29 protein-coding genes are annotated in these 25,478 nt (G+C 56.3%); 15 read left to right on the top strand and 14 right to left on the bottom strand.

Translation table 11 applies throughout. The features are described from left to right. Positions 1-163 precede the first annotated feature (163 nt). Both K3556_RS03920 and K3556_RS03915 read left to right on the top strand, forming a co-directional pair. Positions 164-532, top strand: a complete 369-nt coding sequence (locus K3556_RS03920) for a VOC family protein (RefSeq protein WP_260518425.1) — start codon at positions 164-166, stop codon at positions 530-532. Between the two features lie 3 nt (positions 533-535). After that, positions 536-1,234: a helix-turn-helix transcriptional regulator gene (locus tag K3556_RS03915; protein ID WP_260518424.1), complete on the top strand. Its 699-nt coding sequence runs from the start codon at positions 536-538 to the stop codon at positions 1,232-1,234. Positions 1,235-1,238: 4 nt separating this feature from the next. Here K3556_RS03915 and polA read toward each other — a convergent pair whose 3' ends face one another. The 4 genes from polA to K3556_RS03895 form a co-directional block, all read right to left on the bottom strand. Beyond that, the gene (gene polA, locus K3556_RS03910; protein ID WP_260518423.1) at positions 1,239-4,034 is read right to left on the bottom strand and encodes a DNA polymerase I; all 2,796 of its coding nucleotides are present in this window, start codon (positions 4,032-4,034) and stop codon (positions 1,239-1,241) included. Between the two features lie 116 nt (positions 4,035-4,150). Beyond that, a complete protein-coding gene (locus tag K3556_RS03905) occupies positions 4,151-4,348 on the bottom strand; it encodes a zinc-finger domain-containing protein (RefSeq protein ID WP_260518422.1) in 198 nt (65 codons plus the stop codon). Between the two features lie 69 nt (positions 4,349-4,417). Beyond that, positions 4,418-4,804: a histidine triad nucleotide-binding protein gene (locus K3556_RS03900; protein WP_260519167.1), complete on the bottom strand. Its 387-nt coding sequence runs from the start codon at positions 4,802-4,804 to the stop codon at positions 4,418-4,420. 37 nt (positions 4,805-4,841) lie between these two features. Continuing rightward, a complete protein-coding gene (locus K3556_RS03895) occupies positions 4,842-6,419 on the bottom strand; it encodes a beta-1,6-N-acetylglucosaminyltransferase (RefSeq protein ID WP_260518421.1) in 1,578 nt (525 codons plus the stop codon). Between the two features lie 153 nt (positions 6,420-6,572). Between K3556_RS03895 and K3556_RS03890 the strand changes: the two genes are divergently transcribed. After that, complete coding sequence (locus K3556_RS03890) at positions 6,573-7,391, top strand: sulfotransferase family protein (protein ID WP_260518420.1); 819 nt, start codon at positions 6,573-6,575, stop codon at positions 7,389-7,391. Between the two features lie 45 nt (positions 7,392-7,436). Here the strand turns inward: K3556_RS03890 and K3556_RS03885 are convergent, their stop codons facing one another. Then, positions 7,437-8,429, bottom strand: a complete 993-nt coding sequence (locus tag K3556_RS03885; protein ID WP_260518419.1) for an adenosine kinase — start codon at positions 8,427-8,429, stop codon at positions 7,437-7,439. After that, complete coding sequence (gene nth, locus K3556_RS03880) at positions 8,426-9,070, bottom strand: endonuclease III (RefSeq protein WP_260518418.1); 645 nt, start codon at positions 9,068-9,070, stop codon at positions 8,426-8,428. Before nth ends, K3556_RS03885 begins: the two co-directional genes overlap by 4 nt. Positions 9,071-9,203: 133 nt before the next feature. Between nth and K3556_RS03875 the strand changes: the two genes are divergently transcribed. The 3 genes from K3556_RS03875 to K3556_RS03865 all read left to right on the top strand — a co-directional run bounded on the left by K3556_RS03875 (position 9,204) and on the right by K3556_RS03865 (position 11,678). After that, on the top strand, positions 9,204-10,052 hold the full coding sequence (locus K3556_RS03875; protein ID WP_260518417.1) for a bifunctional helix-turn-helix domain-containing protein/methylated-DNA--[protein]-cysteine S-methyltransferase: 849 nt from the start codon (positions 9,204-9,206) through the stop codon (positions 10,050-10,052). Between the two features lie 95 nt (positions 10,053-10,147). Further along, entirely contained in the window at positions 10,148-10,813 is a 666-nt protein-coding gene (locus tag K3556_RS03870; RefSeq protein WP_260518416.1) for an OmpA family protein, read from the top strand. Positions 10,814-10,919: 106 nt separating this feature from the next. Then, positions 10,920-11,678: a FadR/GntR family transcriptional regulator gene (locus K3556_RS03865; RefSeq protein ID WP_260518415.1), complete on the top strand. Its 759-nt coding sequence runs from the start codon at positions 10,920-10,922 to the stop codon at positions 11,676-11,678. 79 nt (positions 11,679-11,757) lie between these two features. Here K3556_RS03865 and K3556_RS03860 read toward each other — a convergent pair whose 3' ends face one another. The 5 genes from K3556_RS03860 to K3556_RS03840 form a co-directional block, all read right to left on the bottom strand. Then, positions 11,758-12,321: a F0F1 ATP synthase subunit B gene (locus K3556_RS03860; protein ID WP_260518414.1), complete on the bottom strand. Its 564-nt coding sequence runs from the start codon at positions 12,319-12,321 to the stop codon at positions 11,758-11,760. Between the two features lie 5 nt (positions 12,322-12,326). Next, a complete protein-coding gene (locus tag K3556_RS03855) occupies positions 12,327-12,866 on the bottom strand; it encodes a F0F1 ATP synthase subunit B' (protein WP_260518413.1) in 540 nt (179 codons plus the stop codon). A 77-nt stretch (positions 12,867-12,943) separates the two neighbouring features. Continuing rightward, entirely contained in the window at positions 12,944-13,180 is a 237-nt protein-coding gene (locus K3556_RS03850; protein WP_055188564.1) for a F0F1 ATP synthase subunit C, read from the bottom strand. A gap of 59 nt (positions 13,181-13,239) precedes the next feature. Beyond that, entirely contained in the window at positions 13,240-14,043 is an 804-nt protein-coding gene (locus K3556_RS03845; protein ID WP_260519166.1) for a F0F1 ATP synthase subunit A, read from the bottom strand. A 37-nt stretch (positions 14,044-14,080) separates the two neighbouring features. Then, positions 14,081-14,422: an AtpZ/AtpI family protein gene (locus K3556_RS03840; protein ID WP_260518412.1), complete on the bottom strand. Its 342-nt coding sequence runs from the start codon at positions 14,420-14,422 to the stop codon at positions 14,081-14,083. Between the two features lie 228 nt (positions 14,423-14,650). Here K3556_RS03840 and K3556_RS03835 point away from each other — a divergent pair, with 228 nt between their 5' ends. Next, entirely contained in the window at positions 14,651-14,974 is a 324-nt protein-coding gene (locus K3556_RS03835; RefSeq protein ID WP_260518411.1) for a metalloregulator ArsR/SmtB family transcription factor, read from the top strand. A 10-nt stretch (positions 14,975-14,984) separates the two neighbouring features. Here the strand turns inward: K3556_RS03835 and K3556_RS03830 are convergent, their stop codons facing one another. Next, positions 14,985-15,875, bottom strand: a complete 891-nt coding sequence (locus tag K3556_RS03830) for a LysR family transcriptional regulator (RefSeq protein ID WP_260518410.1) — start codon at positions 15,873-15,875, stop codon at positions 14,985-14,987. Between the two features lie 103 nt (positions 15,876-15,978). Here K3556_RS03830 and K3556_RS03825 point away from each other — a divergent pair, with 103 nt between their 5' ends. After that, positions 15,979-16,545, top strand: a complete 567-nt coding sequence (locus tag K3556_RS03825) for an FMN-dependent NADH-azoreductase (RefSeq protein ID WP_260518409.1) — start codon at positions 15,979-15,981, stop codon at positions 16,543-16,545. Between the two features lie 46 nt (positions 16,546-16,591). On the opposite strand, the gene K3556_RS03820 is transcribed toward K3556_RS03825, so the two are convergent. Both K3556_RS03820 and K3556_RS03815 read right to left on the bottom strand, forming a co-directional pair. Beyond that, positions 16,592-17,851: a glycerate kinase gene (locus K3556_RS03820; protein WP_260518408.1), complete on the bottom strand. Its 1,260-nt coding sequence runs from the start codon at positions 17,849-17,851 to the stop codon at positions 16,592-16,594. Positions 17,852-17,935: 84 nt separating this feature from the next. Then, positions 17,936-18,976 (bottom strand): LacI family DNA-binding transcriptional regulator, encoded by a 1,041-nt coding sequence (locus K3556_RS03815; protein ID WP_260518407.1) that lies wholly within the window; start codon positions 18,974-18,976, stop codon positions 17,936-17,938. 133 nt (positions 18,977-19,109) lie between these two features. Here K3556_RS03815 and K3556_RS03810 point away from each other — a divergent pair, with 133 nt between their 5' ends. From K3556_RS03810 to K3556_RS03780, 7 genes are all read left to right on the top strand, one after another. Next, positions 19,110-19,298, top strand: coding sequence for a hypothetical protein (locus tag K3556_RS03810; protein ID WP_260518406.1), 189 nt, complete (start codon positions 19,110-19,112; stop codon positions 19,296-19,298). Positions 19,299-19,318: 20 nt separating this feature from the next. Continuing rightward, on the top strand, positions 19,319-20,464 hold the full coding sequence (locus K3556_RS03805; RefSeq protein ID WP_260518405.1) for a TRAP transporter substrate-binding protein: 1,146 nt from the start codon (positions 19,319-19,321) through the stop codon (positions 20,462-20,464). A gap of 103 nt (positions 20,465-20,567) precedes the next feature. Further along, on the top strand, positions 20,568-21,080 hold the full coding sequence (locus K3556_RS03800) for a TRAP transporter small permease (RefSeq protein WP_260518404.1): 513 nt from the start codon (positions 20,568-20,570) through the stop codon (positions 21,078-21,080). Positions 21,081-21,091: 11 nt separating this feature from the next. Further along, positions 21,092-22,420, top strand: coding sequence for a TRAP transporter large permease (locus K3556_RS03795; RefSeq protein ID WP_260518403.1), 1,329 nt, complete (start codon positions 21,092-21,094; stop codon positions 22,418-22,420). 12 nt (positions 22,421-22,432) lie between these two features. Beyond that, positions 22,433-23,740: a histidinol dehydrogenase gene (gene hisD, locus K3556_RS03790; RefSeq protein ID WP_260518402.1), complete on the top strand. Its 1,308-nt coding sequence runs from the start codon at positions 22,433-22,435 to the stop codon at positions 23,738-23,740. Beyond that, complete coding sequence (locus K3556_RS03785; RefSeq protein WP_260518401.1) at positions 23,733-24,494, top strand: SDR family NAD(P)-dependent oxidoreductase; 762 nt, start codon at positions 23,733-23,735, stop codon at positions 24,492-24,494. Before hisD ends, K3556_RS03785 begins: the two co-directional genes overlap by 8 nt. Next, the gene (locus tag K3556_RS03780) at positions 24,491-25,471 is read left to right on the top strand and encodes an alcohol dehydrogenase catalytic domain-containing protein (protein ID WP_260518400.1); all 981 of its coding nucleotides are present in this window, start codon (positions 24,491-24,493) and stop codon (positions 25,469-25,471) included. The genes K3556_RS03785 and K3556_RS03780 overlap by 4 nt, the downstream gene beginning before the upstream one ends. Positions 25,472-25,478 lie beyond the last annotated feature (7 nt).

Here is a 25,478-nt window from a genome sequence, read left to right as displayed (position 1 = left end):
TCAAGCGCACTGGACATCAACACGCATCGTCTTGCGGGAATGCGCGCACCGCAGGGCGGCTGACCATGGAAATCTTTTCGCACGACACAAACCCTCCTGACAGAACGCTGTCAGGAGGGGTGTGCGACACGAGCGTTATCAACACCACATGAAGGAGATTATCATGAACACCCAACCGATCGTCGCATGGACAGAAATTCCAGTGTCCAACATCAAAAAAGCAACGGCATTTTACAACGCAGCTTTTGGCTGGACGATGGAGGTCGATCACACCGGCCCGGCCCCCATGGCCGTACTTGGCGGGCACATGGATGTCGCGGGGGCTAATCTTTATGAAAGTGACGCAGCCAAGGGCGGACAAGGGCCGCGTCCTCATATCACAATCAAAACGTCGCTTGAAGACGCGATGACACGTTGGGAAAGCGCCGGTGGCAAAGTTATCAGCGATCCGGTTGTCATCGAACACGGCCGCTTCGTCTTTGCAACCGATCCCGATGGCAATACGCTGGGGCTGTTTGAAGCCAAGGAATAAGAAATGCGCCGCGCCGACCGCCTTTTTCAGATCGTTCAACATCTAAGGGGCGGTCGGCTGACCACCGCGCGCGACCTATCCGAAACTCTGGAAGTCAGCGAACGGACGATTTATCGCGACATTGCCGATCTGATCGGTTCTGGTGTTCCCATCGATGGCGAAGCTGGCGTCGGCTATATCATGCGGGCGGGATATGATGTCCCGCCTCTGATGTTTTCACGCGACGAGGTAATGGCCGTGATTGCAGGCACGCGGTTGATCGAACGAATGGGCGGCGCGGCGATGGCAAAAGCGGCGGCTGAAGCGTTGGTCAAAATCAAGGCGGTCCTTCCCGAGGGGCTTGAGGCGCAAGCCAACCGTGTCGAAATCCACGCCGGGCCAAATTTGATGCCCACTGAACGGGACCGTCATTTCATTGATCAGATCGAAGCCGCCATTGATGCCCGTTTGCGCCTTGCCCTGACCTATGCGGACGAAGAGGCGCGCAAAAGCACCCGTGTTATCCGCCCGCTGGCTTTGTGGCTGTGGAAAAACGGATGGTGTGTGGTCAGCTGGTGCGAGCTGCGCGAGGACTTTCGTATGTTCCGCATCGACCGGATCGAGGCGTTCACAACTGGTGACCCCTTTCGCGAAGAGCGCGACAAAGGCCTGCCCGCCCTTTACGCCCAACTGGCTGAACGCGGCATTGATCCGAACGAATAAGGGATCAGTGCGCTTCCGCCCAGTTCATGCCGGTGCCTGCATCGACCGTCAGCGGCAGGTCAAGCTTCACCGCAGGTTCAGCAGCACCTTCCATCACGCCGCGAACGACCTCGATCACCTCATCCACAGCGCCATCTTCGACTTCAAAAATCAATTCGTCGTGCACCTGCAACAACATCTTCGCGGGCAATTTGGCGATGGCGTCGGGCATACGGATCATGGCGCGGCGGATGATATCCGCCGCTGTGCCTTGGATGGGGGCATTGATGGCGGCGCGCTTGGCAAAGCCCGCATGTGGGCCTTTGGCGTCAATCTCTGGCGTATGGATCTGGCGGCCAAACAGCGTTTCGACCCGTTTGTGTTCTTTGGCAAACGCCACGGTGTCGTCCATATACTGGCGAATTCCGGGGAACCGCTCGAAATACCGATCAATGAAGCCCTGCGCCTCGGCCCGCGGGATGCGTAGATTCCGAGCAAGGCCGAAGCCAGAGATGCCATAGATCACACCGAAGTTGATCGCCTTTGCCTGACGGCGAATGTCCGGTGTCATCTCATCCATTGGCACGTCGAACATCTCGGACGCGGTCATTGCGTGGATGTCCTGCCCTTCACGAAACGCCTGCTTCAGCGCATCAATCCCCGCCACATGGGCAAGGATACGCAATTCGATCTGACTGTAATCCAAACTGATCAGTTTGGTACCTTCCGGGGCCACAAAGGCTTCGCGGATACGGCGTCCTTCTTCAGACCGGACGGGAATGTTCTGCAAATTCGGGTCGGTCGAGGCCAACCGCCCCGTGTTCGCCCCAGCAATTGAGTAAGACGTGTGCACCCGACCAGTTTCCGGGTGGATGTGATCCTGCAAAGCATCGGTGTAAGTCGATTTCAGCTTCTGGAGCTGCCGGTAATCCAGAACACGGGCGGCGAAATCATGCTCGGTTGCCAAATCGGCCAGCACATCGGCGGGCGTTGACCACTGGCCGGACTTGGTACGCTTGCCGCCCTCCAGCCCCATCTGGTCAAACAGTATTTCGCCCACTTGAGCCGGGCTTTGAACGTTAAACTCTTTACCGGCGATCTGATAAAGGTCCGCTTCAAACCCTGCCATCTTCTGTGCGAAAGCGTTGGACATGCGCGACAGGACTTCGCGATCAACCTTGATGCCTGTCATCTCCATCTGCGCCAGCACGGGCACCAGCGGGCGTTCAAGCCGCTCATACACGCGGGTCACTTTTGCACTGTGCAGCCGCGGCTTTAGGTAATGCCACAGGCGCAGCGTAACATCCGCATCTTCCGCCGCATATTTGACGGCATCCTCGACCGGCACGCGGTCGAAGGTGATCGCTGACTTTCCCGTACCAAGAAGGGATTTGATCGAGATGGGCGTGTGGCCCAAATACCGATCCGACAGCGCATCCATACCGTGATTATGCAGCCCGGCATTCTGCGCGTAGGACATCAGCATGGTGTCGTCGATCGGCGCAATGTTGACGCCATTGCGCGCCAATATCTTCGCATCGTATTTCATGTTCTGGCCGATTTTCAGGATCGCGGGATCCTCCAAAACCGGTTTCAGGATCGCCAAAACCTCATCCAACGGCATTTGGCCCTCGGCCAGATCGGCACCGCCGAACAGGTCATCTGTCTGACTGGCTTTGTGGATAATGGGGATATAGCACGCCTCGCCCGGCTCAACTGCCAGCGAAATGCCGACAAGCTCGGCCCGCATTTCGTCAAGGCCGGTCGTTTCGGTGTCAAAAGCCACATAGCCGCGTGCCATGATCCGGTCGACCCATGCGTTCAGGGCCGTCGCATCTTTCACCCATTCATAGGCGTCGGGATTTATCTCGGGCATTTCCAGGGTCGTCGTTGCACCGCCATCAGGTTCGACACTTTTAATCTCGGGGCTTTCGACACCAAGCTTGTTTGCGACCCGGTTGGTGAGGGTGCGAAACTCCATTTCAGCCAGGAACGTCAAAAGCGTTTCTGCTTCGGGGTCCCGCAACTCAAGATCATCAAACGCGACGTCCATATCCATGGCGTCGTCAAGTTTCACAAGATCGCGGCTGATGCGGATTTGATCCACGTTGTCGATCAGGGATTGCCGGCGTTTCGGCTGTTTAATCTCTTCCGCGCGGGACAGAAGTGTTTCAAGATCTCCATATTCGTTGATCAAAAGAGCGGCTGTCTTGATGCCGATCCCCGGCGCGCCCGGCACGTTATCCACACTGTCCCCAGCCAGCGCCTGAACGTCCACAACACGATCCGGACCAACGCCGAACTTTTCTTCGACGCCTTCCACGCCAATGCGTTTGTTTTTCATAGGGTCGAGCATTTCGACCCCACCACCAACCAACTGCATCAGATCCTTGTCCGACGACAAGATCGTCACCCGCGCCCCCGCTTCGTCGGCTCGTTTGGCAAGGGTCGCGATGATGTCGTCTGCCTCAAACCCTTCTTTCTCAATGCAGGCGATATTGAAAGCGCGCGTTGCGTCACGGGTCAGGGGAAATTGGGGCACAAGGTCTTCAGGCGCGGGCGGACGGTTGGCCTTATAGAGCGGATACATATCATTGCGAAAGGACTTGCCTGAATAGTCAAAGATCACCGCCACATGGGTCGGCGCATCGGGGCCCGTATTGTCCTCGACAAACTTGAACAGCATGTTGCAAAAACCCGCGACAGCACCGATGGGCAGCCCGTCGGATTTACGCGTCAACGGCGGCAGCGCATGATAGGCGCGGAAGATGAAGGCCGATCCGTCGACCAAATGCAGATGACAACCTTTACCGAAGCTCATCGGCCCCTCCCATTCGTTCGCGCGCGCCAGTTCAGCACGGATAGCAAAGGCCGCGAAGCACCTGCCCGCGGCCTTGTCAGGTCCTGTCTATTCGTCACCCGAAGGCAAGCACCCGGTTAGGCAGCCTGCCCACCGCCAACATTATCCGTATGGTCTTTATGGACAAATTTGCAGTCGCAATACGGGCATTCAACCCAACCATGCTCACCCGAGATTTGCAGGAAGACGCGTGGATGACCAAGGGCACCCTCGCCCCCGTCACAGGCGACTTTGTAGCTGTCTACAACTTTTGTTTCAGGCGGGGTCTGGGTCATCTTTGACACCTCGTTCGTTCAATTCACGCTATGATACCAGCGCGGCATATCTCTGCAAGTCAGAACCGTTTAATCGTCAAAGCGTTTCAGCATCCTGCCCAACATTCGCCCGCCCAAAATATGGGTGTGAAGATGGGGGACTTCCTGCACGCCCGCCTCGCCAGTATTGGCAATGGTGCGATACCCCCGCCCGCCATTACCCGGTTCAACCCCCAGAAACGCACAGACCTTGCCAATTGCGCGGGTGTAACCGACAATTTCGGCCTCAGAGGCGGTGTTCGCGAAGTGGTCATAGGTCACATAGGGTCCTTTGGGGATTACCAGAACATGCACCGGGGCCTGAGGCTGGATATCGCGAAACGCCAACGCGTAATCATCCTCGTAGACTGTGTCATTCGGGATTTCCCCCCGCAGGATCTTCGCAAAGATGTTTTGGTCGTCATAGACATAGGCCATTGGGTTCTCTCCGGTCAGCATGGCATCGGGCGCCAGGTCAGTCAGCAAAAAGATGTTGATGTTCAGCGATCTCTTTCGCGCGGTCTTCTGCGATCGACAGGAAGCGGGCCAATGAGGCCATGTTTTCCTCAACACTCGCCGTTTCGCTCATGCGGTAAAATTCGGCGAACCCTGCGTCGCGGATCTGGTCACTTTCGAAGGCCACATCTGATCGGATCGTCGGCAGCAGGCGGTCGATTGCATCCTGAGGTGTATTGTCCCCGGCCAGCCCTACGCGTTTCGCGTGGCCCAGCAGATAATCATCTGAGAAAACGCAATCGATTTCCAGCAAGCGCGTTATCGACCGGTCGGAAAAGAAGTCCTGCAACAGATCAAGGTTGTTTGGGTCCATGCAGACCACCAACCGATTTGTTTCGTTATAGTCGAACAACATGCGCATCAGCGCGCGTCGGTGTCGGGTCCGCTTACCCAGTCGTGTCTGAATCCCGCCCAAGTCGGGCATTGGACAGCTTTCTTCGTCAAACAGGTATTCGATGGTCGGAAGGCCCGTCACTTGGGCGATCTTTTGGACAAGCCGTTTCCCCACGTGCCATTTCTTGGACACGATGATCAGCAACTCGCGATCACGTCCAAGGCTACTTTCCGCTTCCCAGAAGCGCGGGGCGAACCGCTGTCCGATGCGCCCCCGCCCGGTCAGGAATTTGAAAAGGCTGCGTCCTTCGTTGGATATCTGGAATGAAACCCCTTCGGCAGCAAAAAGATCACCCAATCGGCGCTTCAATTCTTTGGCCTCGGGGCTGATTTTTCGTGCAAACAGAAAATCTTGGCTGAGCAAAAGATCGTAATGGTCGTCATAGAACGTCACCGGCATTCCGTAGTCGGTAAACATCAGAAATGTTGGGGTGCGCGAGCGGATTTCCGTTTCTGGTACAAGGTGACGCACAAGGGTCTGAAAGAAGGTCTCGTCCGGGATCCATGTTGTGCGGAAGAACCGCATCACGTCTTTGCGTTTGCGGGTAAACTCGACGATCCATTCGACTGTGCGCCGTCTGAGGCACCACCATTGGCTACCAATCATAACTTGAAGATCATGCGGCACGTCGCGCGTCAAACCAAGTTTCTTTTGTAAGTTGTAACTGGTGTAAAACCGGCGTTTCTGACTGCGCTCGTTGAAGAAATGGCGATAAATCAGCCGCTCTTCCTTCATACCGGTTTTGATCCAGTCACTTTCGAAATAATCAAAGCTTTCGATATAGTCGACGTCAGCGGCATCCAGAAAACTATACATGTATTCGGCCGATTTGATCGCCATGCAATCGCCCGACACCATATAGAAATGCGTGGCACGCGGGAAAGCCTCCAGCGCAGCATCGACCGCATTCAGTGTCGCCTGTACCAACGACCATTCGCCCCAGCCGCATTTGATACGCTTGCGCGCGAATGTGACATTGGGGTTGTCTGCAAGCGCATCGCGAATTTTCTGGTAGTGCTCGGGATTGGCGCTTGCATCGAAATGAATAGACATGCAATCGCCAACAGCTGTCAGCTGCGTGGCCTGATTAATGATGGCCTCAGGATCTTTGTGGCAAAGCAAAATGAAGGCAATTTTGGCCATGATGATGTCACAGAACCCTTGTAGACACGAAGACTGCGGCCATAGTTACCGTGAAAGACCATTGAATAAACAGTGTTTCTTTGCTTTTTTCTGGTCTGTATAGACATGAATAATATTATCGGTCGTTGATTGGACCTAGGAGGTATTGAGTAAATGGGATTTCCCGGTACTTGGATGACCGAAAGCGAAAGCGTTGTGTATCGGGTTGTTCCCAAATGCGCTTGCTCGACCATTGGCCAGATCATGTATTATTCGGATCATGGCGAATTTTTTGACGGTGACATCCATGACAGCAAGGATCGCTTTCATAAATGGGCACAGGAAGACTCGCAAAAGCTGATTGAAACCAATGTCTTAGCGCACAAAAGCTATGCTTTTACGTGTGTGCGCAACCCCTACACCCGGATCTTGTCCAGCTTCTTTGACAAGATCTGTGGCATTCAGCGAAATGGGCGGCGGTACCGCGGCAATCTGGTGCCGCTTCTGATCCAAAAATACGGGATCGAGGTTGGTGACCCTGACAATGGGTTCGAATTCGATCAGGTGCAGAGTTTCCGCCGATTCCTGTTGTTCGCGCGCGACACGATCCGCTGGCGGCGCCCTATGGACCCCGACATCCATTGGTCGGCCATGTCAGGGCATGTGTCGACGTTCATCTCGAACGGCGGTCGGTACGATAATATTATCTGGACAGAAAAGTTTAACGACGGCATGCAACAGGTGCTCGATGCAATCGAGACGCCACATGCGGTGGCCCTGTCCGACATCCCCCGGTTCAACGAAAGCGAAGGGCACGGTCCCAAACGCGCCCACCCGGTCGAGGACTACTTCGACGACCTTTCGATGCATCTGGTTTACGAAATCTTCAAAAAAGATTTTGACCTGTTCAAATATGATTTCGAGAACCCCGGCAATAAAATGCCCATCGGCGAGATTGATTTGGACGAGGTGCATGCGAAGTTGGGCGACTGAGGTCACGCGGCAGCGTGCCTCGCGCCGACATCAACACAGGATGTTTTAGGCAAGGCCCTTTTCGCGGAATAACGCCAGCAGGTTTCGATCCGTGCGCGGTCCGATATGACGGATCACTTCACCGGCGACGACACAGCCCATTTCGCCGCAAGTGCGCATGTCAGCGCCCGTTGCCAGGCCGTACAGGAACCCAGCGGCAAAACCATCGCCAGCGCCCGTTGCGTCGACTGGTACGATACGCTCAACCGGCACATCCACCCGCTCACCATGGGCCAGGATCGACACCCCATCGCCCGACCGGGTGCAAACAACCATCGGGCAGATGGCAGCCGTTCTGGCGATGGCCTCTTCCATGTCCGACGTTTCGTAGAGGGATTTTATTTCTTCTTCATTACCAATGACATAATCAAGGTGATGTTCAATCAGGGTCAGGAAATCATCGCGATGACGTTCGACGCAGAATGGGTCTGAGATCGCGATGCCTGCCAGCCCTCCGGCAGCGCGACAGGCGCGCGCCATAGCTATGAACGCCTCTTTGCCCTTGTCCTTGTCGAACAGGTAGCCTTCCAGAAAGACAATCTCGGCTGCGGCCGCAACTTCGGGGTCCACATCATCAGATCCAAGCTCAGCCGAAATACCCAGATAGGTATTCATCGAACGTTCGCCGTCTGGTGATACAAAGATCATTGAGCGCGACGTCGGAAGTTCCCCGCCTGGGACGGGCGGATTGATGAACCGGGTTCCGTCCATCTCCATCGCATCGGCATAGAAATGACCCAACGCGTCATCATGTACACGGCCTACAAAACCCGTCGGCAAGCCAAGCTTACCAATCCCGGCCAGCGTGTTGGCGACCGATCCGCCCGCTGCCTGTTTGCGATCTTTCATAGAGCCGTAAAGCACTTCAGCACGGTCACGTTCGACCAATTGCATAATGCCTTTCTCGATCCCCATCATTTCAAGAAAACTGTCATCTGCCACAGTCAACACGTCCACAACGGCGTTTCCGATGCCGACAACCTTGTACTTTTTCGTCATAAATTCTTGTCCTCGTAGGGGCAGAGATCCCGGATAATACAATTTCCGCACATTGGCTTGCGCGCCTTGCAGGTATAGCGCCCATGCAAGATCAACCAGTGATGGGCATGTTGTTGATAGTCAGCTGGAATGTTGTCTTCGATCGCGCGTTCGACCGCGTTCACGTCTTTGCCCACCGCTATTCCGGTACGGTTACCGACACGAAAGATATGCGTGTCAACCGCCTGCGCGGGGACGCCCCACCACATATTCAGAACCACATTTGCGGTCTTGCGCCCGACCCCCGGCAGCGATTGAAGCGCCGCGCGGGAATTCGGAACAACACCGCCGTATTCCTCAACCAGAATGCGGCTAAGCTTGATGACGTTTTTTGCCTTCTGCCGGAACAGACCGATGGTCTTGATGTGTTCAATCAACCCATCTTCACCAAGGGCGAGCATCTTTTCGGGAGTATCGGCGATTTTGAACAGCGCATGTGTCGCTTTGTTGACGCCGACATCTGTAGCCTGCGCAGACAGCGCCACGGCGACGACCAGCGTGTAGGCATTCACGTGCTCAAGCTCGCCTTTCGGCTCTGGCTCGGCCGCGTGAAAACGCTCAAAGATCGCGCGGATCGGGTGATATCCCAGTTGTTTTGCCATGCCGTTCCTATGCCTTTTTCTGACCTCTCCGACAAGGCGGTTCCCTCATGATTTCGAACGGATGCGCACTTTCCGGGTCGCTTTACACTGGTAATCTGCGCCATTCTGGTACCGTAGAACAAGCGAGGCCGCCATGACCCTTCAGGAAGATAGTTATCATTACAACGTTATCCGCCGGGCGATCGACCACATCGATGCGAGCGACGGAGAACCTTTGTCGCTTGAGGCATTGGCCGCCAAGATGGATATGTCGCCGGCTCACTTCCAGCGGGTTTTCTCTCGCTGGGTCGGGGTTTCGCCGAAACGGTATCAACAGTTTCTGACGCTTGGCCATGCAAAGACCTTGCTACAAGAGCGGTTCTCTACTTTGTCAACCAGCCACTCGGTCGGCCTGTCCGGGCAAGGGCGGTTGCACGACCTTTTCCTACGATGGGAGGCCATGAGCCCCGGCGCCTATGCAGCAGGTGGCGACGGGCTGACGATCCGTTGGGGTTGGTTTGAAAGCCCCTTTGGCCCAGCATTGGTGATGGGGACGGACAAAGGTATTTGCGGATTGGGTTTTACTTCGGAAACTGGTGAGGTCGTGGCCATGGCCGACCTGCGGTCCCGCTGGCCCAATGCGGTATTCGTTGAAGATCCTACGGTGTTGGAACCCTGGGTCAAACAGGCCTTCGATGGTCGCGGCATGACCCCGCTGCACCTGATCGGCGCACCTTTCCAGATCAAGGTTTGGGAGGCGCTGCTGGCCATCCCCTCGGGTCATGTCACGACCTATTCGCAAATTGCTGAAAGGATTGGCGCACCGCGGGCTGTGCGTGCCGTTGGGACTGCGGTTGGGCGTAACCCTGTCAGCTGGCTAATTCCCTGTCACCGCGCGTTGCGCAAATCCGGCGCACTTGGCGGATATCACTGGGGACTTCCAGTGAAACGAGCGCTGCTTGCCTGGGAAAGCGCCGAGATCGAGGCCGCCGCAAGCGCCTGACATTCGCCACTTTCCGCCCAGTTCGGGGCTTGTTATTCGATATCAATGCGCGTTCATGTAAAGAAAAAGCGAATAGCAAACCTGAGGAAAGCAATATGCAATTGAAACACTCTGTATTGACGCTGGCAATGGTCGCCACATTGGCCACAACGGCCTGTACGTCACCGACGCAAAGCCCGACAAGCAACGTTGGCCCCCGCACTCAGAACGGTGCCGCCATCGGCGCAATCGCGGGCGGTCTTCTGGGCGCGACCCGCAAAGGCGACGGCAAACTTGGCAAGGCGGCTGTCGGCGCTGTGATTGGTGGAATTGTTGGCGGCGCGATTGGTCAGCAACTGGATAAGCAAGCCGGTGATCTGCGTCAGTCAATCGACAACGATCAGGTCAAGATCGTAAACACCGGCAACGAACTGATCGTGACCTTGCCGCAGGATATCTTGTTCGCGACAGACAGCGCAGACGTCGGATATGCGTTGCAATCGGACCTGCGGGCCGTGGCACAGAACCTGCGTGATTATCCAAATTCTGTGATCGAAGTTGTGGGGCATACCGACAATGTTGGCGATGCGGATTACAATCAGACCCTGTCGCGCCGCCGGGCTGCGTCGGTGGCATCCGTCCTGATATCAAACGGCGTACCGACATCTCGCGTGGTGACGATTGGGTATGGTGAAGATCGCCCTGTGGCATCGAACCTCAATGCCTCTGGCCGCCAGCAAAACCGCCGGGTTGAGATCATTATTCGACCGATCCGAAACTGATCATTACGGCAGCAGTATTAAGAGCCGGGCCAACGCCCGGCTTTTTTCATTGAGGCAATGGCTTAGGTGTGGTCATATAATATGACCAATTCGCGCGAGAGACAGAATGCCCTTTCATAAAGTTTCCACAGGCAAGCTATCTCAATCTGTTGTTGAACAGATTGAGTTGTTGATTTTGCGCGGCATATTGCGCCCCGGCGAACGGCTGCCGTCAGAACGCGATCTGTCCGAGCGCATGGGCGTATCGCGCCCATCCTTACGTGATGCGATTGCCGATCTGGAAGAAAAAGGGTTGCTGACCCGAAGGGCAGGCGCCGGTATTTTCGTAAGTGACAGCCTGGACAGTTCTTTCCCGCCTGCCCTCACCCAGCTTTTCTCGCGCCATGATGAAGCCGTTTATGACTACATCGCGTTTCGCCGCGACATGGAAGGTCTTGCGGCCGAACGCGCGGCGAAATTTGCCTCCGATACAGATCTTCAGGTGATCGGGGAACTGTTTCGCAAAATGGAAAATGCACCCGAGGGGCAAGGCGCTGATCTGGACAGCGATTTTCACATGGCAATCATCGAAGCCAGTCATAATGTGCTCATGGTCCACATGATGCGGGCCATGTATGACCTGCTGAAGCAGGGCGTGTTCTATAGCCGTCAGGTGGTGATCCAAATCACGAACACACGCGTCGACCTTTTGGAACAGCACAGAGCCATCAACGATGGGCTTCAAGCACGCGATCCGTCTCGCGCCCGCGCGGCCATCGAAGCGCATATGGATTTTGTCTCTCAAGCCTATTCAGACCTGTTGCGCGCTGACCGGAACGAAGAAGTTGCGCGCCAGCGACTGACCTATGAAAAAGAACGCATCTGAGCCACCACAGGCGCAGCACGTTTCCAAAAAAAACCCGACCTCACTGGCCGGGTTTTTTCTTTTTCGTTGTGCGGGCAGCTTAGTGAAGCTTGGCTTCCACCGTCTTGATCGCATCGTCAATCAGGCTGTTGCCTTCATTTGCCGTCATCTGCTTCGCGATCACGTCGCGGGCAGCGGAAACAGCAACCTGAACAGCCGTGTCACGAACCTCTTTCACCGCAGCTGATTGCGCAGAAATGATCTGGTCCTCAGCAGCAGCCAAACGGCGTGCAATCGATGCTTTCAGCTCGTCCTTGGCCGCGACCGCCGCGTTGGCAGCCTCTTCCTTGGCATGAGCGACAATGCGGTCGGCTTGCTTTGCGACTTCCTTCTGCTTGCGCTCGTAAGACGCCAGAATAGTCTGGGCTTCTTCACGCAAGGCACGGGCTTCCTCGAGGTCGGACCTGATGCCTTCCGCGCGGTTGTCTAACTGAGAACCGAGCATCTTGTGGACACCCATGTACCCCAGAAAGGTAATGAACAGCAGGAACGCCAGCGTCACAACCATGTTGGTGTTGGACAGATCTGTCCAACCCGCACCGTCAGCCGCGAATGCTGGTGAAGCCACCATTAAGACGAGAGGGGTAAGAACAAGTTGTTTCATCTTCTTCACCCTTTCATCCGTGATGTCACAGCACTGGTGACAGCTTTCGCATCAGCCTTGTAGCCCATGGACGCGAGGATTTCCTTCGCGGTGTCCTTGGCCACAGCCTTTACGCTTTCAACTGCGCCAGCACGAATTTCCGCAATTGCGGCTTCACTTTCAGCAGCTTTAGCAGCGATTTCCGCATCTGCCTTGGCAGCGGCGGCATCGACTTCACCCTGAATGTCAGCGCGGGCTTCAGCAACGATCTTGTTTGCTTCAGCGCGGGCTTCGGCCAAGGCTTTGTTGTAAGCTTCTTCAGCCTCAACAGCCTTTTGCTTCAGATCTTCAGCGGCGGCCAGATCGTTCGTGATCGTGCCCCGACGCTCGGACAGCACAGCCTCAATGCGAGGAAGTGCGACCTTGGTCAGAACAAAGTAGATCACAACCAGCGTCACCACGAGCCAAAAGATCTGGTTCCCGAAGGTCGAGAAATCCAGCTGCGGCATACCGGCGGCTTCTGCGCCACCGTGTGCTGCTTCTGTGCTTTGTGTGTTGCTTGCCATGTCTTAAGTCTCCAGGAACCGGGTTACTTAGGGCGAAACGATGGACGCTTCGCCCCGGCGTAAGGATGGTTCAGGTCTTAGACAGCAAACATCAGCAGCAGTGCGACCAGGAACGAGAAGATGCCCAGGGCTTCTGCAAATGCGATGCCGATGAACAGGGTCGCTGTTTGTGCGGCGGCTGCCGACGGGTTGCGAAGAGCACCGGCCAGGAAGTTACCAGCAACGTGGCCCACACCGATTGCGGCGGCACCTGAACCGATAGCTGCCAGACCTGCACCGATGAATTGACCCATTTGAGCGATATTGCCTTCCATTGTGATTTCTCCTTACGTTGGAATGCTTGAATTGGTTGGATGAGCGGGCTGCAACCGTCTTAGTGCGACGGGTGCAGAGCGTCTTTCAGATATACGCAGGTGAGGATGGTGAACACGTAGGCCTGGATGAAAGCCACGAGCACCTCAAGTGCATAGACGGCCGAGATGGCCAGGATTGGCAGGAAGCTGAACATGCCCAAGGCAGCAGCAAAGCCGGCGAATACTTTGATCACAGCGTGGCCAGCCATCACGTTACCAGCCAAACGAATGGAGTGGCTGACGGGGCGCACGAAGTAGGAGATCAACTCGATGATGGCCAGAACGGGGCGCAGGGCCAAAGGCGCTGCCGATACCCAGAAGAGGCCAAGAAAGCCCATGCCGTTCTTCACGAAACCCAGCACGGTCACGAAAACGAACACAATCAGCGCCAGTACAGCGGTGACGGCAATATGGCTGGTGGGCGTGAAGCTTGTTGGGATCAGGCCCAAGAAGTTGGCAAACAGGATGAACATGAACAGGGTCATAATTCCGGGGAAGTATTTGACGGCATCTTTGCCGGCCACGTCTTCGACCATCTTGTAAACAAAGCCGTAGGCCAGTTCAGCAACGGACTGCCCACGGGTGGGCACAATCGCACGACCGCGCGAACCGACAACAAGCAGAAGCACGATGCCAACAATCGCCAGAACCATCCACAAAGTCTGGTTGGTTGGCGTGAACGTACCAAGGTGATCACCACCGAACAAAGGCTTGATCTCAAACTGATCCATCGGGTGGATCGCCAGACCGGGATGCTCAGGCGCAAAAATCAGGCCCGAGATGAGGACCAGCGCCAGAACAACAAAGAAAGCGATCTTGATGATCGGGCTTGGGCCCTGTTTTTCGCTTTGTTCAGCCACGTTATTTTCCCTCTTCTTCTTCGGAAGTCTGCGCATTTTGCGCGTCCTCCGCTTTCTTCTGCATCTGGGCTGCCGTCGACAGCATGACTTTCATCCCCGCCGCAAAGCCCAGCAATATGAACAGCACCATGAAAATCGGTTTGGTGCCAAACAGCGCATCCAGTCCGTATCCGATGCCGAAGCCGATCAGCAGACCGACGGTAAGCTCTATGACCATCTGCCAGGCGAAAGATGCCTGATTGTAGGCCGCGTCTCCGGTGGCTTCCTCGTCGACCTCGCCCTTTGCCGCTTTCAGGCGCGTCTCGAGCTGTTTCAGCCGCTCGGGATCAGGGGGGTTCGACAAAAATATGCCTCCAATAACAGTTGCTGCATTTGCTAAGGCGTCAGGGGCAATGAGTCAACGGCGTTTAGCGCCAACATTTTCTGGCGTAACTAGTTGTTTTAAAGCGATTTTCCTAGACCGCATGATTTCCCAATATCGCCGCAACCCATCGCAAGCCGTATTTGGTGCTGAAACCGTACATTTAACCATTTGGTTGACGATTGGAGCGCTCAGACCTAACCCATAGACATGGAAACCCGCCTTGACCTTGCCTTTGCCGCTTTGTCTGATCCGACACGACGCACCATTCTAACCATGCTTCTGGAAGATGACATGGCGGTGACCGACGTCGCAGAACCGTTCGAGATGTCATTGGCCGCTATTTCGAAACACCTGACTATCCTGTCGCGGGCTGGCTTGATCAGTCAGGAAAAGCGCGGTCGTGTTAAATGGTGCAAGCTGGAACCCAATGCGCTGCGCGACGCCTCTGTCTGGATGCAGGGGTTTGGGCAGTTCGAGCCGGTGAACCTCGATGCCTTCGAACGGTTTCTTGAGACAGAGCTGCGCGACTAGCCGCGCCGGATCACGGCAGCGACACGCTCGGATCAGACCTCACCCATTCTTGCGCTGCGGCTTTCAGGTGCGACAGAACCGCTTGCACTTTGGTCGATCGATGAAGATCGACATGTGTGACCAGCCAAAGGTGCGAAACCCATTCTGGCTGTGGCGGCATGACCTCGATCATCTCTGGAAGTGACCCGCGCATCGAAAAACCCAATCCGGCCCCGGCGATCAGGGCTTCCCGCATTGAAATATCATCCGAAACCCGGAACAGGATATTTTCGGCAGGAACGGCCTGCGCCAACCATTGCATGAACGGCGCGCGCGAATCCCTTTCACTTGACCCGATGAAGCGGTGGTTTTCCAACGTATCTGCTGTCGGCATACCGTGCCTTTCGACATAGCTTGGCGCGGCATACAGCCCGACAGTCACATCCAGATAAGGTTGAACAACATTGTCAGGTTCTTGCGGGGCATTGCCAGCGCGTATGGCCACATGCGCCTCGCCGTATTCCAGTTTGAACAGCCTTGGGCCTGTCAAAAGCTGGACCCGCAAACTGGGATGGCGCGCCTGAAACGCGGTCAAGACGGGGGCAAGCCGCGCGGAAAACCCGGGCAGCGCGGTGATCACGAGATCACCGGTCACATCCTCGCCCTGCCCCTTTAGGCGGCCTTCAAGCTGCGAAAACTGATCCTCCGTCACCTGCGCAATCCGCGCTAGATCAGCCCCGGCTTCTGTAGGCGTGTATCCTCGTGCGTGGCGCTGGAACAGCTTCACGCCAAGACGGGCCTCAAGCGCATCTATGTGACGAATGACGGTGGCATGATGAATGCCCAACCCATCCGCCGCGCCGCTGACGGTACCAGCACGTGCGACGTGATAGGCCGTTCGAATTTCGTCCCAATGGTTCATCTGGACCTTCTGTGCATTTTCCAACAGATACTGTTAAGGAACGCAGATTGCGTTTGTTTTTGCAACTCCGCATATCTGGTGCAACACAGCAATGGAGCACCAAATGACACATATCCTTCGCATCGACAGTTCCGCCCGGACCGAAGGTTCAATCTCGCGCGCGCTGGCAGATAAAGTGATTGCCAAATACGCGGGAGCCTCGGTGACCGGTCGGGATTTGGCAGACGGCATTCCCCATCTGGACGCGGCATGGACCAAGGCGACCTTCACGCCGGTTGACGCCCGCAGTGCTGATGACACTGCAGCACTGGCCTTGTCCGATCAGATTGTTGCCGAAGTTCAGGCCGCAGACCTTATCGTGATCTCAGCCGCGACTTACAACTTCTCGATCCCGTCGTCGCTGAAAGCCTGGATTGATCAGCTTGTGCGCTCGGGTGTCACCTTTCGGTATCGCGAGGACGGCACTCCTGAAGGTCTTTTGACCGACAAACGCGTCATCGTCGTGACCGCGTCTGGCGGAACGCCCATCGGCGCGGCGCACGACTTTATCTCACCCTATCTGACGTTCATCCTGAATTTCATGGGACTTTCGGATGTCGAATTCATCTCGGCCACTGGTGCCGACGGTATTGCCGTCGCCGACGCCCATATCGAAAAGCTGGCTGCCTGACGACAAGGTTCGGGGCGCTGTCTTGGCGCCCCGTGCGCGTCTTGGCCTATCTGATCAAGATGGCCCTAAAGTCATTCACATTGGTCCCTGTCGGGCCCGGTGAAAACAGATCACCCAGCGCATCGAAAGCAACCCATGCGTCATTGTTCGATAAAAGCGCCATTGGATCACGACCGAGCATCCGCAGCCTGTGCGCGGACTGGCCATCAACAAAAGCACCGGCGTTGTCTTCCGATCCGTCAATTCCATCCGTATCAGCTGCCATCGCCGTAAACCCTGATAAGCCGTCGCACGTGAAGGCCAGCGACAACAGGAACTCCGTATTCCGCCCGCCGCGCCCCCCGCCCTTAAGCGTGACTGTGGTCTCGCCGCCAGACAACAGGAGACAGGGAGCGCGGAACGGTCGGTCCCGCGTCAGAACCTCTCGCGTTATTGCCCCATGCATCCGGGCCACATCGCGCGCCTCGCCTTCAATTGCGTCAGACAGAATGATCGCCGGTACGCCCTGCGCTTCGGACCGCGCGGCAGCCGCTTCAAGGCTAAGCCGCGCTGAGGCGATCACCTCAACCTGGTTGCCCGCGAATACTGGATCCGTCGGCGATGGAGCTGGATATGCGCGGATGTGCTCAAGAATGTTCGCGGGCAGGTTTATTTTCCAAGCGGCTATCGCGGACAGTGCGTGCTCCTGATCCGCATCATCCGGCACGGTCGGACCCGACGCGACTTGTGACGGCGCGTCGCCGGGCACATCCGATACAATCAACGTGATGACTTTTGCGGGATGGGCCGCCACCGCCAAACGCCCGCCCTTTATCGTTGACGCGTGCTTGCGGATCGCATTCATCACCGATATCGGCGCCCCGGACGCCAGAAGCGCTTCGTTCAACTTCTGCTCGTCCGCCAGAGTCAATCCATCGGGCGGGGCAGGCAACAATGCTGACCCGCCTCCGGTGATCAATGCAACGACCAGATCATCTTCGCTGAGCCCGGCGACCGCTTCGGTCAGAGCGCGAGAGGCTTCCAGCCCCGCCGCATCCGGCACCGGGTGGGCGGCTTCTAAAATGCGTATGTGTTTGCAGGTCGCGCCATAACCATATCGAGTAACCACAACCCCTTCGACGTGGTCGCCCCACACCTCTTCGAACGCCGCTGCCAGTTGCGCGGCCCCTTTGCCTGCTCCAACCACAACGGTCCGGCCCTTGGGTTTGTCAGGCAGGTTGTCTTTCAGGACCGCCCGCGCATCAGCGGCCAAGATGGCCGTGTCGAAGAGGTCTGTCAGGAAGGCTCGGTCTGCAATGTCTATCATTGGGCGACCATAGCTCTGCTTAAGAGCCGCTCGCAAGCGGCCAGGTTGCGGACAGCGTGCCGTCAAAGCGCTGGACCGGTATGGCTACGTCTCTGGGCTGTCATCCTTTGGGGGTTTTGCCAGCGATTGGCGCGAAACAACATGTGTATTGATGCAGGTCGAAGCCCCTTTTGACCGACCCTCCACCATCGCAATCAGTTCTTGCGCAGCTCTGCGCCCCATTTCGCGGTGGGGCACATGAACTGTCGTCAATCCAGGGCTGGCAATCTCTGCCAGCTCAATATCGTCAAAACCGGTGATCGAAATCTGATCTGGAACCGAAAGCCCCATAAGTCGCGCTTCGCGCAGCGCGCCCACGGCCAAAACGTCATTACCACACAAAACTGCTGTCGGCCTCGGCGTGTGGGACATGAGTTCGCGAAACGCATACGCGCCACTATCAATGCCATAGTTGGTTTCAATCAACCTCATACCGTCTGGTTCGATACCATTGGCGAGCAGCGCATCGCGAACACCTTTTACACGTCTTTGCGCACGATCATTTCCCACAGTCATTCCCGAGATCATCGCGATCCGTTTGTGCCCTGCATCGATGACATTTTGCGTCAGGTCGAACATGGCGTTCCGGTTGCTGAACCCCACAGAGGGCTGCCGGGCATCGGACAGGTAAGACCAGGCGACCAGAGCCGGAACCTGATGCCGCTCGAGGTATTCATAGATCTGGTCTTCGCGTTCATGGCCAATCAACAACAAACCATCTGCACCCCGCGCCACCAAGGCGCGGATTTGTTCTTTCTCAATTTCTGGTTTGTAGGCCGAGCTGGACACAAGAAGCGTATAGCCGTTTTGGCGCAGTTCGTCCTGAAAGGCTTGCAGACCACGCGCAAAGATCGCGTTGTCCATGGTTGGAATGATCGCACCGATTGTAAATGACCGCTTTGCGGCCATCACACGCGCGGCGAAATTGGGTGTGTAGCCCAGGGATTCTACCGCGGCCATGACGCGAATGCGCGTTCGCTCCACCACTTGGTCAGGGGAATTCAGGCAGCGCGACACCGTGGCAGTCGACACGCCAGCCATAGCTGCCACATCGTTAAGTGTCGGTACTGAACGAGTTTTTCCCATCACCACATCTGCCCATTGTTTCAGCTCTTCTTAACACATCGGCAGGCACTTGCCATCCGGGTAATGTAAACGCTTGCATTTAAAATGTAAGCGCTTACAAATGAGGGTGAACCGATTCACTACGGAGCGAAAAATGTTTCTTGTAGCCTCTGTCGTCGTCTTTGCTGTTTTCTTCGCGAATGTTGCCCTCGGGGCCTTCGCCGGCAGCGCTTTTCTTGGCGACATTGGGGAAATGCTGGTTCTGTTTGCGGCCTCGATCCTGTTTGTCGTCGCAATTCTTAAAAAAGAAGCTGACCAAAAATCAAAGAACCAAGGCAGCTGATGAATCCTAGGGAGGATAACATGAGAAAAGTAAAAGACGGGCTGAAGTCAGCTGAACGACGTAACTTTCTGAAGCTCAGCGCGAGCGGCGGCTTCACGGCCGCAATGGTGGTCGGCGCTGGCGGGATGCTTTGGTCAACCGAAGCGGTCGCGCAAACCGCCAAAGAAGAGCAAGAGCGTGAGGCAGCCGCAGAACATGTGATGACCGTGGCGACAGCCTATGTGCTGGGCGCGTCCCGCAGCTATCCGATCATGCAGCTGGACCTGAAAGAGAACATTCAGAACGCGACCAACGGCAAAGTATATGTAAAACTGGCACCGGGCGGACAGCTTGGCGCAGGTGGTGCATTGGTCCAAAAAGTTCAAGGCGGCACCATTCAAGCGGCACAGCATTCGCTGTCGAACTTTGCGCCGTTTGCATCGACTGTTGACCTGATCAACATGCCCTACCTTTGCGGTTCGAACCAACGCTTCACCAATCTGGTGAATTCAGATTTCTGGAAAACAGCGGTTGAGCCCAAAGTTGAAGAAAACGGCTTCAAAGCCCTGTTCTATGTAAACATCGACCCGCGCGTCGTTGCGGTGCGCAAGGGCGGCAATGCGGTTATGACCCCGAGCGATATGGCAGGCGTGAAGTTCCGCGTGCCGGGTTCGAAAATGCTGCAGCAGTATTACCGCATGGTGGGTGCAAACCCAACGCCGGTGGCATGGGGTGAAACACCGTCGGCCATCAAACAAGGCGTCGCAGACGCTTTGGACCCATCGGTCGGCGCGCTTTACGTCTTCGGGTTCAAGGATATCCTCAGCCACGTGACCTTCACGCAGGCTGTGCCAGATAGCCAAGTGTATTCGTGTAATCTGGAGTGGTTCAACTCGCTGCCTGCTGACGTGCAGGAAGGCGTGATGTGGGGGGCAGAAATGACCGCGCACCAGAACCTGTCGAAAGTTCCGTCGGCACGCAGCTACGCCATGGCCGAGCTTGCAAAAGCCGGCGTCGAGTTTCATTCACTCAGTGAAGATCAGCTTGGCGAATGGAAAGAAGCAGGCGGCTTCCAGCGCGCTGAGTGGGACGAGTTCAAAGTCGAGCTTGCCGGGTCCATGGACGACTTTGCCAAGATGGAAGAGGCCGCGGGCACTCAAGGCAAATACTACGTGCACGACGCCTAGTTCTCCTGGGGTGCCTCCTTCGCGGGGCACCCACTTTTTTGAACCCCCGCGCATGGCGATGCGACACCTTTAATGGTCACAGCTTTGGCTGAAGGATCCCGTTATGAAACTTCTCAGACAGATAGATCAGAATGCGGAACGCTGGTTGCTGCTTACCTTCTATGTGATGCTTGTTATCACCATGGCGATCGAGGTCATCCGGCGCGAACTTTTTGCCTATTCCTCGATCTGGGGCGAAGAGATCGTTCGCTATTCTTTCATTTACCTGGCTTGGATCGGTGCCGCCGCCGCGGTGAAAGAGCGGGCGCATATCCGCATTGATGTTCTGATGCATTACGTCGGGCCGCGCGTTAAGGCGCTGATCTATATCTTCGGCGATCTTGTGATGCTCATTGTCGCTGTGATTGCCTTGTATTGGTCATACGAGACCGTTCACGTCTCGGCCAAATTCGGTTCGGTCAGCCATGGGCTTCGCATCTCGATGGTCTGGTTCCTGATGGCCGTGCCCGCTGGGTTCGCCCTGATTGTCTGGCGCTTGCTGCAATCCTTGTGGCGCGATTTCCACTCGCTTCGTGACGGCACCCCCGTCTTCGAAGGCGATAAACTGTTTGATTGAGGAGATCACAAATGCTGTGGCAACAAGTTGGTCAAACAGTTGAGCTAGGCTGGGATTTTTACCTTCCCGTCCTGATGTTCGTGGGTCTAATCGCACTGGCCGTGCCCGTCTGGGCCGCCATTGGTGCGGCCGCGATCACCATGTTGGTCATGTCGGGCGACCTGCCCCTGTCCGCCGTGGGCGAAAGCCTGTTCACCGGCATCGACGCTTTTGCGTTGACCGCTGTTCCCCTTTTCATCCTGACCGGCGACGTGCTGGTGCGCACCGGGCTTAGTCGAAAGTTCCTTGATGTGGCCGAGGCGCTGACCTGCTGGACCAAAGGCGGGTTTGGTTCAGCCACCGTGTTGGTCTGTGGTATGTTTGCCGCGATTTCCGGCTCGGACGCAGCGGGTGCTGCTGCCGTTGGTCGGATGACCATCGGGCGTTTGGTGGAAAGCGGCTATCCGCGCCCCTATGCTTGTGCGCTTGTGGCGGCTGGTGCGTGTACTGGCATCCTGATCCCGCCGTCGATCGCGTATATCATTATCGGCCTTGTGCTGGGAATATCTGCCTCGACGCTGTTTCTGGCCGCGCTCATTCCCGGTATCGCCATTCTGGTGTCGATACTGGTGACAAACATCATCATGAACCGGCTTTACAGCTACGAAACCGGTGGCAACATGAGCGTCAGCGAATGGTCCGTCAATCTGGGCAAATCGCTGAAATCCGGCTGGTATGCTTTCATCGTGCCCGGCATTATTTTCTACGGCATCTTCTCGGGGCGTCTGACCCCCACCGAAGCAGGTGCAACGGCAGTTGTCGTGACCATCATCATGGGCTTCTTTCTGCGTACGTTGAGCTTTTCAGACTTCCCCGCGATGCTGGTCAGTTCTGCCAAGGTAAACGGTGTGATCCTGCCGATCATCGCCTTCTCTGCCCCGCTTGCTGAAGCGCTGGCCATTATGGGTGTGCCCCAAGGGTTTGTGACCGCCGTCACAGGTATGACCGACGATCCTTATGTTCTGATCTTGCTGATGATCGGCATCCTGATCGCGGCGGGTTGTGTGATGGAGACCACGCCAAACATCGTGATCCTCGCGCCGATCCTGAAGCCACTCGCCGATAATATCGGTATGAACGAAATCCAGTTCTGTATCATGATGATCACTGCTCTGGGCGTAGGGTTCATTACACCGCCTTTGGGTCTGAACCTGTTCGTCGTCTCTGGCATCACTGGGGAATCGATCCTTAAGATCGCAGCCCGTGCCGTACCGTTCGTTCTGACCATGCTGATCGTTGTGCTTCTGATCGCCTATATCCCGGCAATCTCGACCACTTTTCTTCCAGATATCTATAAATAGGACCTTACAGTTATGACTCGTGAATACCTGAAAAAGGCTTCTTTAACTTCGAAGTCAGACGCATCCGAAACCCATGAGATCGTGAAAGGTATCCTGAATGATATTGAAGCCGGTGGTGATGCCAAGGCGATGGAATACGCAGCCAAGTTCGACAAGTATGAGGGCAGTGTTCTACTGAGCCCGGCAGAGATCGAAGCTGCCTGTGCTTTGGTGCCGGAGAAACTGAAAGCAGATATCCGGTTTTCCCACGACAATGTGCGCCGCTTTGCCGAACTGCAAAAAAGCACGGTCAGCAATGTGGAAACCGAGATCACACCAGGTTTCGTGACAGGCCAAAAGGCAATCCCTGTTGATGCGGCGGGTTGTTATGTGCCCGGTGGGCGTTATAGCCATATCGCCAGCGCGATCATGACCGTAACCACGGCCAAGGTTGCCGGATGCAAACACATCACCGCCTGTTCCCCACCCCGCCCTGACGTGGGCGTCGCGCCCGCTATCGTCTATGCCGCTCATATCTGCGGCGCGGACAAAATCATGGCAATGGGCGGTGTGCAGGGTGTCGCGGCCATGACCTTTGGTCTGTTTGGACTGCCCAAGGCAAACATCCTTGTCGGTCCGGGCAACCAGTTTGTGGCCGAAGCCAAACGCATCCTGTTTGGTCGCGTCGGGATCGACATGATCGCGGGGCCAACCGACAGCCTGATCCTGGCCGACAAGACGGCCGATGCACATATCGTGGCCACCGATTTGGTCAGCCAAGCCGAGCACGGGTATAACTCGCCGGTCTGGCTGGTCACTGACGACCGCGCGTTGGCCGAAGACGTTATGGCCCGCGTACCAAAACTGATTGCAGACTTGCCAGACGTGAACCGCGAAAACGCCTTTGCCGCGTGGCGCGATTATGCCGAGGTCATGGTCTGTTCTGATCGTGAGGAAATGGCGGCATGTTCCGACGAATATGCGCCCGAGCATCTGACCGTTCAGGCGGAAGATCTGGACTGGTGGCTGGAAAACCTCACATGTTACGGGTCACTGTTCCTAGGCGAAGAAACCACCGTCTCCTATGGCGACAAGGCCACCGGCACCAACCACGTGCTGCCGACGTCGCGCGCAGCAAGCTATACCGGCGGCCTGTCGGTGCACAAATACATGAAGATCGTGACGTGGCAGCGCGCCACCCGCGAAGGGTCGAAAGCTGTGGCCGAAGCAACGGCCCGTATTTCGCGACTGGAAGGTATGGAAGGCCATGCCCGCGCGGCGGACGTGCGTCTGGCGAAGTATTTCCCCGATGAAATCTTTGACCTGACAGCAAATGGCTGATCCTCGATCCCTGTTTGATCTGACAGGCAAGGTTGCTTGCATCACCGGGGCCAGTTCGGGTCTCGGGCGGCGGGCAGCTATTGCATTGTCGTCGGCAGGGGCGCGGGTCGTGTCCGTGGCGCGCCGCGCGGACCCGTTGCAGAGCCTTTCTGCCGAAATCGGGGCGAATGCCGCACATGTCGCGGCGGACGTCGCCGATCGGGCAAACCTTGGCGCTCTATCTGATGCAATCTGCGAGCCATTTGGATCGCCGGACATCCTTATCCATGCAGCAGGAGTGAACACACGCCAACCTGCGGATGAGGTTACGGCTGAAGGATGGGATCAGACACTGGCCCTGAACCTCAGCACCCCGTTTTTCCTGAGCCAAGCCCTTGTGCCGGCTATGAAAGACAAAGGCTGGGGCCGCATCGTAAACTTCGCCTCACTGCAAACCACCCGCGCCTTTCCGGGCGGCATCGCTTATGGTGCCAGCAAGGCGGGTGTCGGGCAGTTGACCCGCGCCATGGCCGAGGCCTGGTCACCTTTCGGCATCACTGCAAACGCTATTGGTCCGGGCTTCTTCCCAACCGAACTGACACAAGCTGTCTTCGATGATGCGGCACTTACAGACCGAAATGCTGCGCAAACCTGCATCGGGCGCAACGGGCACCTTGAGGATATGGATGGGCCGTTATTGTTTTTGTGTTCGCAGGCGTCTGCCTATGTAACTGGGCAAGTTTTGATGGTTGACGGAGGGTTCACGGCGAAATGAAAGCTCTGGTTTATGACGGTGTTGAAACGCTTGGATATCGCGATGTCGCTAAGGCTGAAGCGAAGAAGGGCGAACACCTGATCCGCATCATGGCGTCGGGCATATGTGGGTCTGACATGCATGCTTATCTGGGCCACGACGATCGTCGACCTGCCCCGCTTATCCTCGGGCACGAAGCGGCCGGTGTCATTGAGGGCGGTTCTGAGGTTGGTCGGCGGGTAACAATCAATCCTCTTGTGACTTGCGGTACTTGTGCGGCTTGCAGCATAGGGCGCGAAAATCTGTGCGCCGACCGACAGATCATCTCGATGCCGCCGCGCGAAGGTGCGTTCGCACAATTTGTCACGATGCCTGACAGCAATCTAGTTACGGTTCCCGACGAGGTGCCCCTTGGCAAAGCCGCTCTTGCCGAACCGCTGGCCGTCAGTTGGCATGCCGTCCGCCTTGCGCTTGACGCAATGCATCACAAAATGGACCGCTCTGCGCTGGTTCTGGGTGGAGGAGCCATCGGTCTGGCCGCCGCTCTGGCCTTGCGCGCGATGGGGGTTGAGGACGTAACCATCGTTGAACCGAACGAGAAACGCCGTCGCTTTCTGGCAGATCGGTGCGACCAATCGGTTACCGACAAGGCCTCACATCCAGCTACCATCGTGATTGATGCCGTTGGCTATGCCGCAACCCGGGCCATAGCATCCGAGATTGCGGCACCGGGCGGCGTGATTGCTCATGTGGGACTGGGCGAGAACTCTGGCGGGCTGGATATCCGCCGCATGACGCTTCAGGAAATCACCTTTATCGGCACATACACCTATACCGCACAGGATTTTCGCGACACCGCACATGCGATCTTTGATGGTCGGCTTGGCGCGCTGGACTGGATCGAAACGCGTGCGTTATCAGATGGTGCGCAGGCTTTTCGAGACCTTCGCGCTGGCACTGTCGCCGCTCCTAAAATTGTTCTGGACCCATGGTCCTAGTTTGCAT

The sequence above is a fragment of the Aliiroseovarius sp. M344 genome (assembly GCF_025140835.1).
Lineage (GTDB): Bacteria > Pseudomonadota > Alphaproteobacteria > Rhodobacterales > Rhodobacteraceae > Aliiroseovarius.
Note: the sequence above shows the minus strand (reverse complement) of the source record. Positions and strands in the feature narration are given on the sequence as shown.

Coding starts and splice junctions, on each gene's coding strand:
- K3556_RS03920 (WP_260518425.1), top strand. CDS start 164: ATGAACACCCAACCGATCGTCGCATGGACAGAAATTCCAGTGTCCAAC.
- K3556_RS03915 (WP_260518424.1), top strand. CDS start 536: ATGCGCCGCGCCGACCGCCTTTTTCAGATCGTTCAACATCTAAGGGGC.
- polA (WP_260518423.1), bottom strand. CDS start 4,034: ATGAGCTTCGGTAAAGGTTGTCATCTGCATTTGGTCGACGGATCGGCC.
- K3556_RS03905 (WP_260518422.1), bottom strand. CDS start 4,348: ATGACCCAGACCCCGCCTGAAACAAAAGTTGTAGACAGCTACAAAGTC.
- K3556_RS03900 (WP_260519167.1), bottom strand. CDS start 4,804: ATGGCCTATGTCTATGACGACCAAAACATCTTTGCGAAGATCCTGCGG.
- K3556_RS03895 (WP_260518421.1), bottom strand. CDS start 6,419: ATGGCCAAAATTGCCTTCATTTTGCTTTGCCACAAAGATCCTGAGGCC.
- K3556_RS03890 (WP_260518420.1), top strand. CDS start 6,573: ATGGGATTTCCCGGTACTTGGATGACCGAAAGCGAAAGCGTTGTGTAT.
- K3556_RS03885 (WP_260518419.1), bottom strand. CDS start 8,429: ATGACGAAAAAGTACAAGGTTGTCGGCATCGGAAACGCCGTTGTGGAC.
- nth (WP_260518418.1), bottom strand. CDS start 9,070: ATGGCAAAACAACTGGGATATCACCCGATCCGCGCGATCTTTGAGCGT.
- K3556_RS03875 (WP_260518417.1), top strand. CDS start 9,204: ATGACCCTTCAGGAAGATAGTTATCATTACAACGTTATCCGCCGGGCG.
- K3556_RS03870 (WP_260518416.1), top strand. CDS start 10,148: ATGCAATTGAAACACTCTGTATTGACGCTGGCAATGGTCGCCACATTG.
- K3556_RS03865 (WP_260518415.1), top strand. CDS start 10,920: ATGCCCTTTCATAAAGTTTCCACAGGCAAGCTATCTCAATCTGTTGTT.
- K3556_RS03860 (WP_260518414.1), bottom strand. CDS start 12,321: ATGAAACAACTTGTTCTTACCCCTCTCGTCTTAATGGTGGCTTCACCA.
- K3556_RS03855 (WP_260518413.1), bottom strand. CDS start 12,866: ATGGCAAGCAACACACAAAGCACAGAAGCAGCACACGGTGGCGCAGAA.
- K3556_RS03850 (WP_055188564.1), bottom strand. CDS start 13,180: ATGGAAGGCAATATCGCTCAAATGGGTCAATTCATCGGTGCAGGTCTG.
- K3556_RS03835 (WP_260518411.1), top strand. CDS start 14,651: ATGGAAACCCGCCTTGACCTTGCCTTTGCCGCTTTGTCTGATCCGACA.
- K3556_RS03830 (WP_260518410.1), bottom strand. CDS start 15,875: ATGAACCATTGGGACGAAATTCGAACGGCCTATCACGTCGCACGTGCT.
- K3556_RS03825 (WP_260518409.1), top strand. CDS start 15,979: ATGACACATATCCTTCGCATCGACAGTTCCGCCCGGACCGAAGGTTCA.
- K3556_RS03820 (WP_260518408.1), bottom strand. CDS start 17,851: ATGATAGACATTGCAGACCGAGCCTTCCTGACAGACCTCTTCGACACG.
- K3556_RS03815 (WP_260518407.1), bottom strand. CDS start 18,976: ATGGGAAAAACTCGTTCAGTACCGACACTTAACGATGTGGCAGCTATG.
- K3556_RS03810 (WP_260518406.1), top strand. CDS start 19,110: ATGTTTCTTGTAGCCTCTGTCGTCGTCTTTGCTGTTTTCTTCGCGAAT.
- K3556_RS03805 (WP_260518405.1), top strand. CDS start 19,319: ATGAGAAAAGTAAAAGACGGGCTGAAGTCAGCTGAACGACGTAACTTT.
- K3556_RS03800 (WP_260518404.1), top strand. CDS start 20,568: ATGAAACTTCTCAGACAGATAGATCAGAATGCGGAACGCTGGTTGCTG.
- K3556_RS03795 (WP_260518403.1), top strand. CDS start 21,092: ATGCTGTGGCAACAAGTTGGTCAAACAGTTGAGCTAGGCTGGGATTTT.
- hisD (WP_260518402.1), top strand. CDS start 22,433: ATGACTCGTGAATACCTGAAAAAGGCTTCTTTAACTTCGAAGTCAGAC.
- K3556_RS03785 (WP_260518401.1), top strand. CDS start 23,733: ATGGCTGATCCTCGATCCCTGTTTGATCTGACAGGCAAGGTTGCTTGC.
- K3556_RS03780 (WP_260518400.1), top strand. CDS start 24,491: ATGAAAGCTCTGGTTTATGACGGTGTTGAAACGCTTGGATATCGCGAT.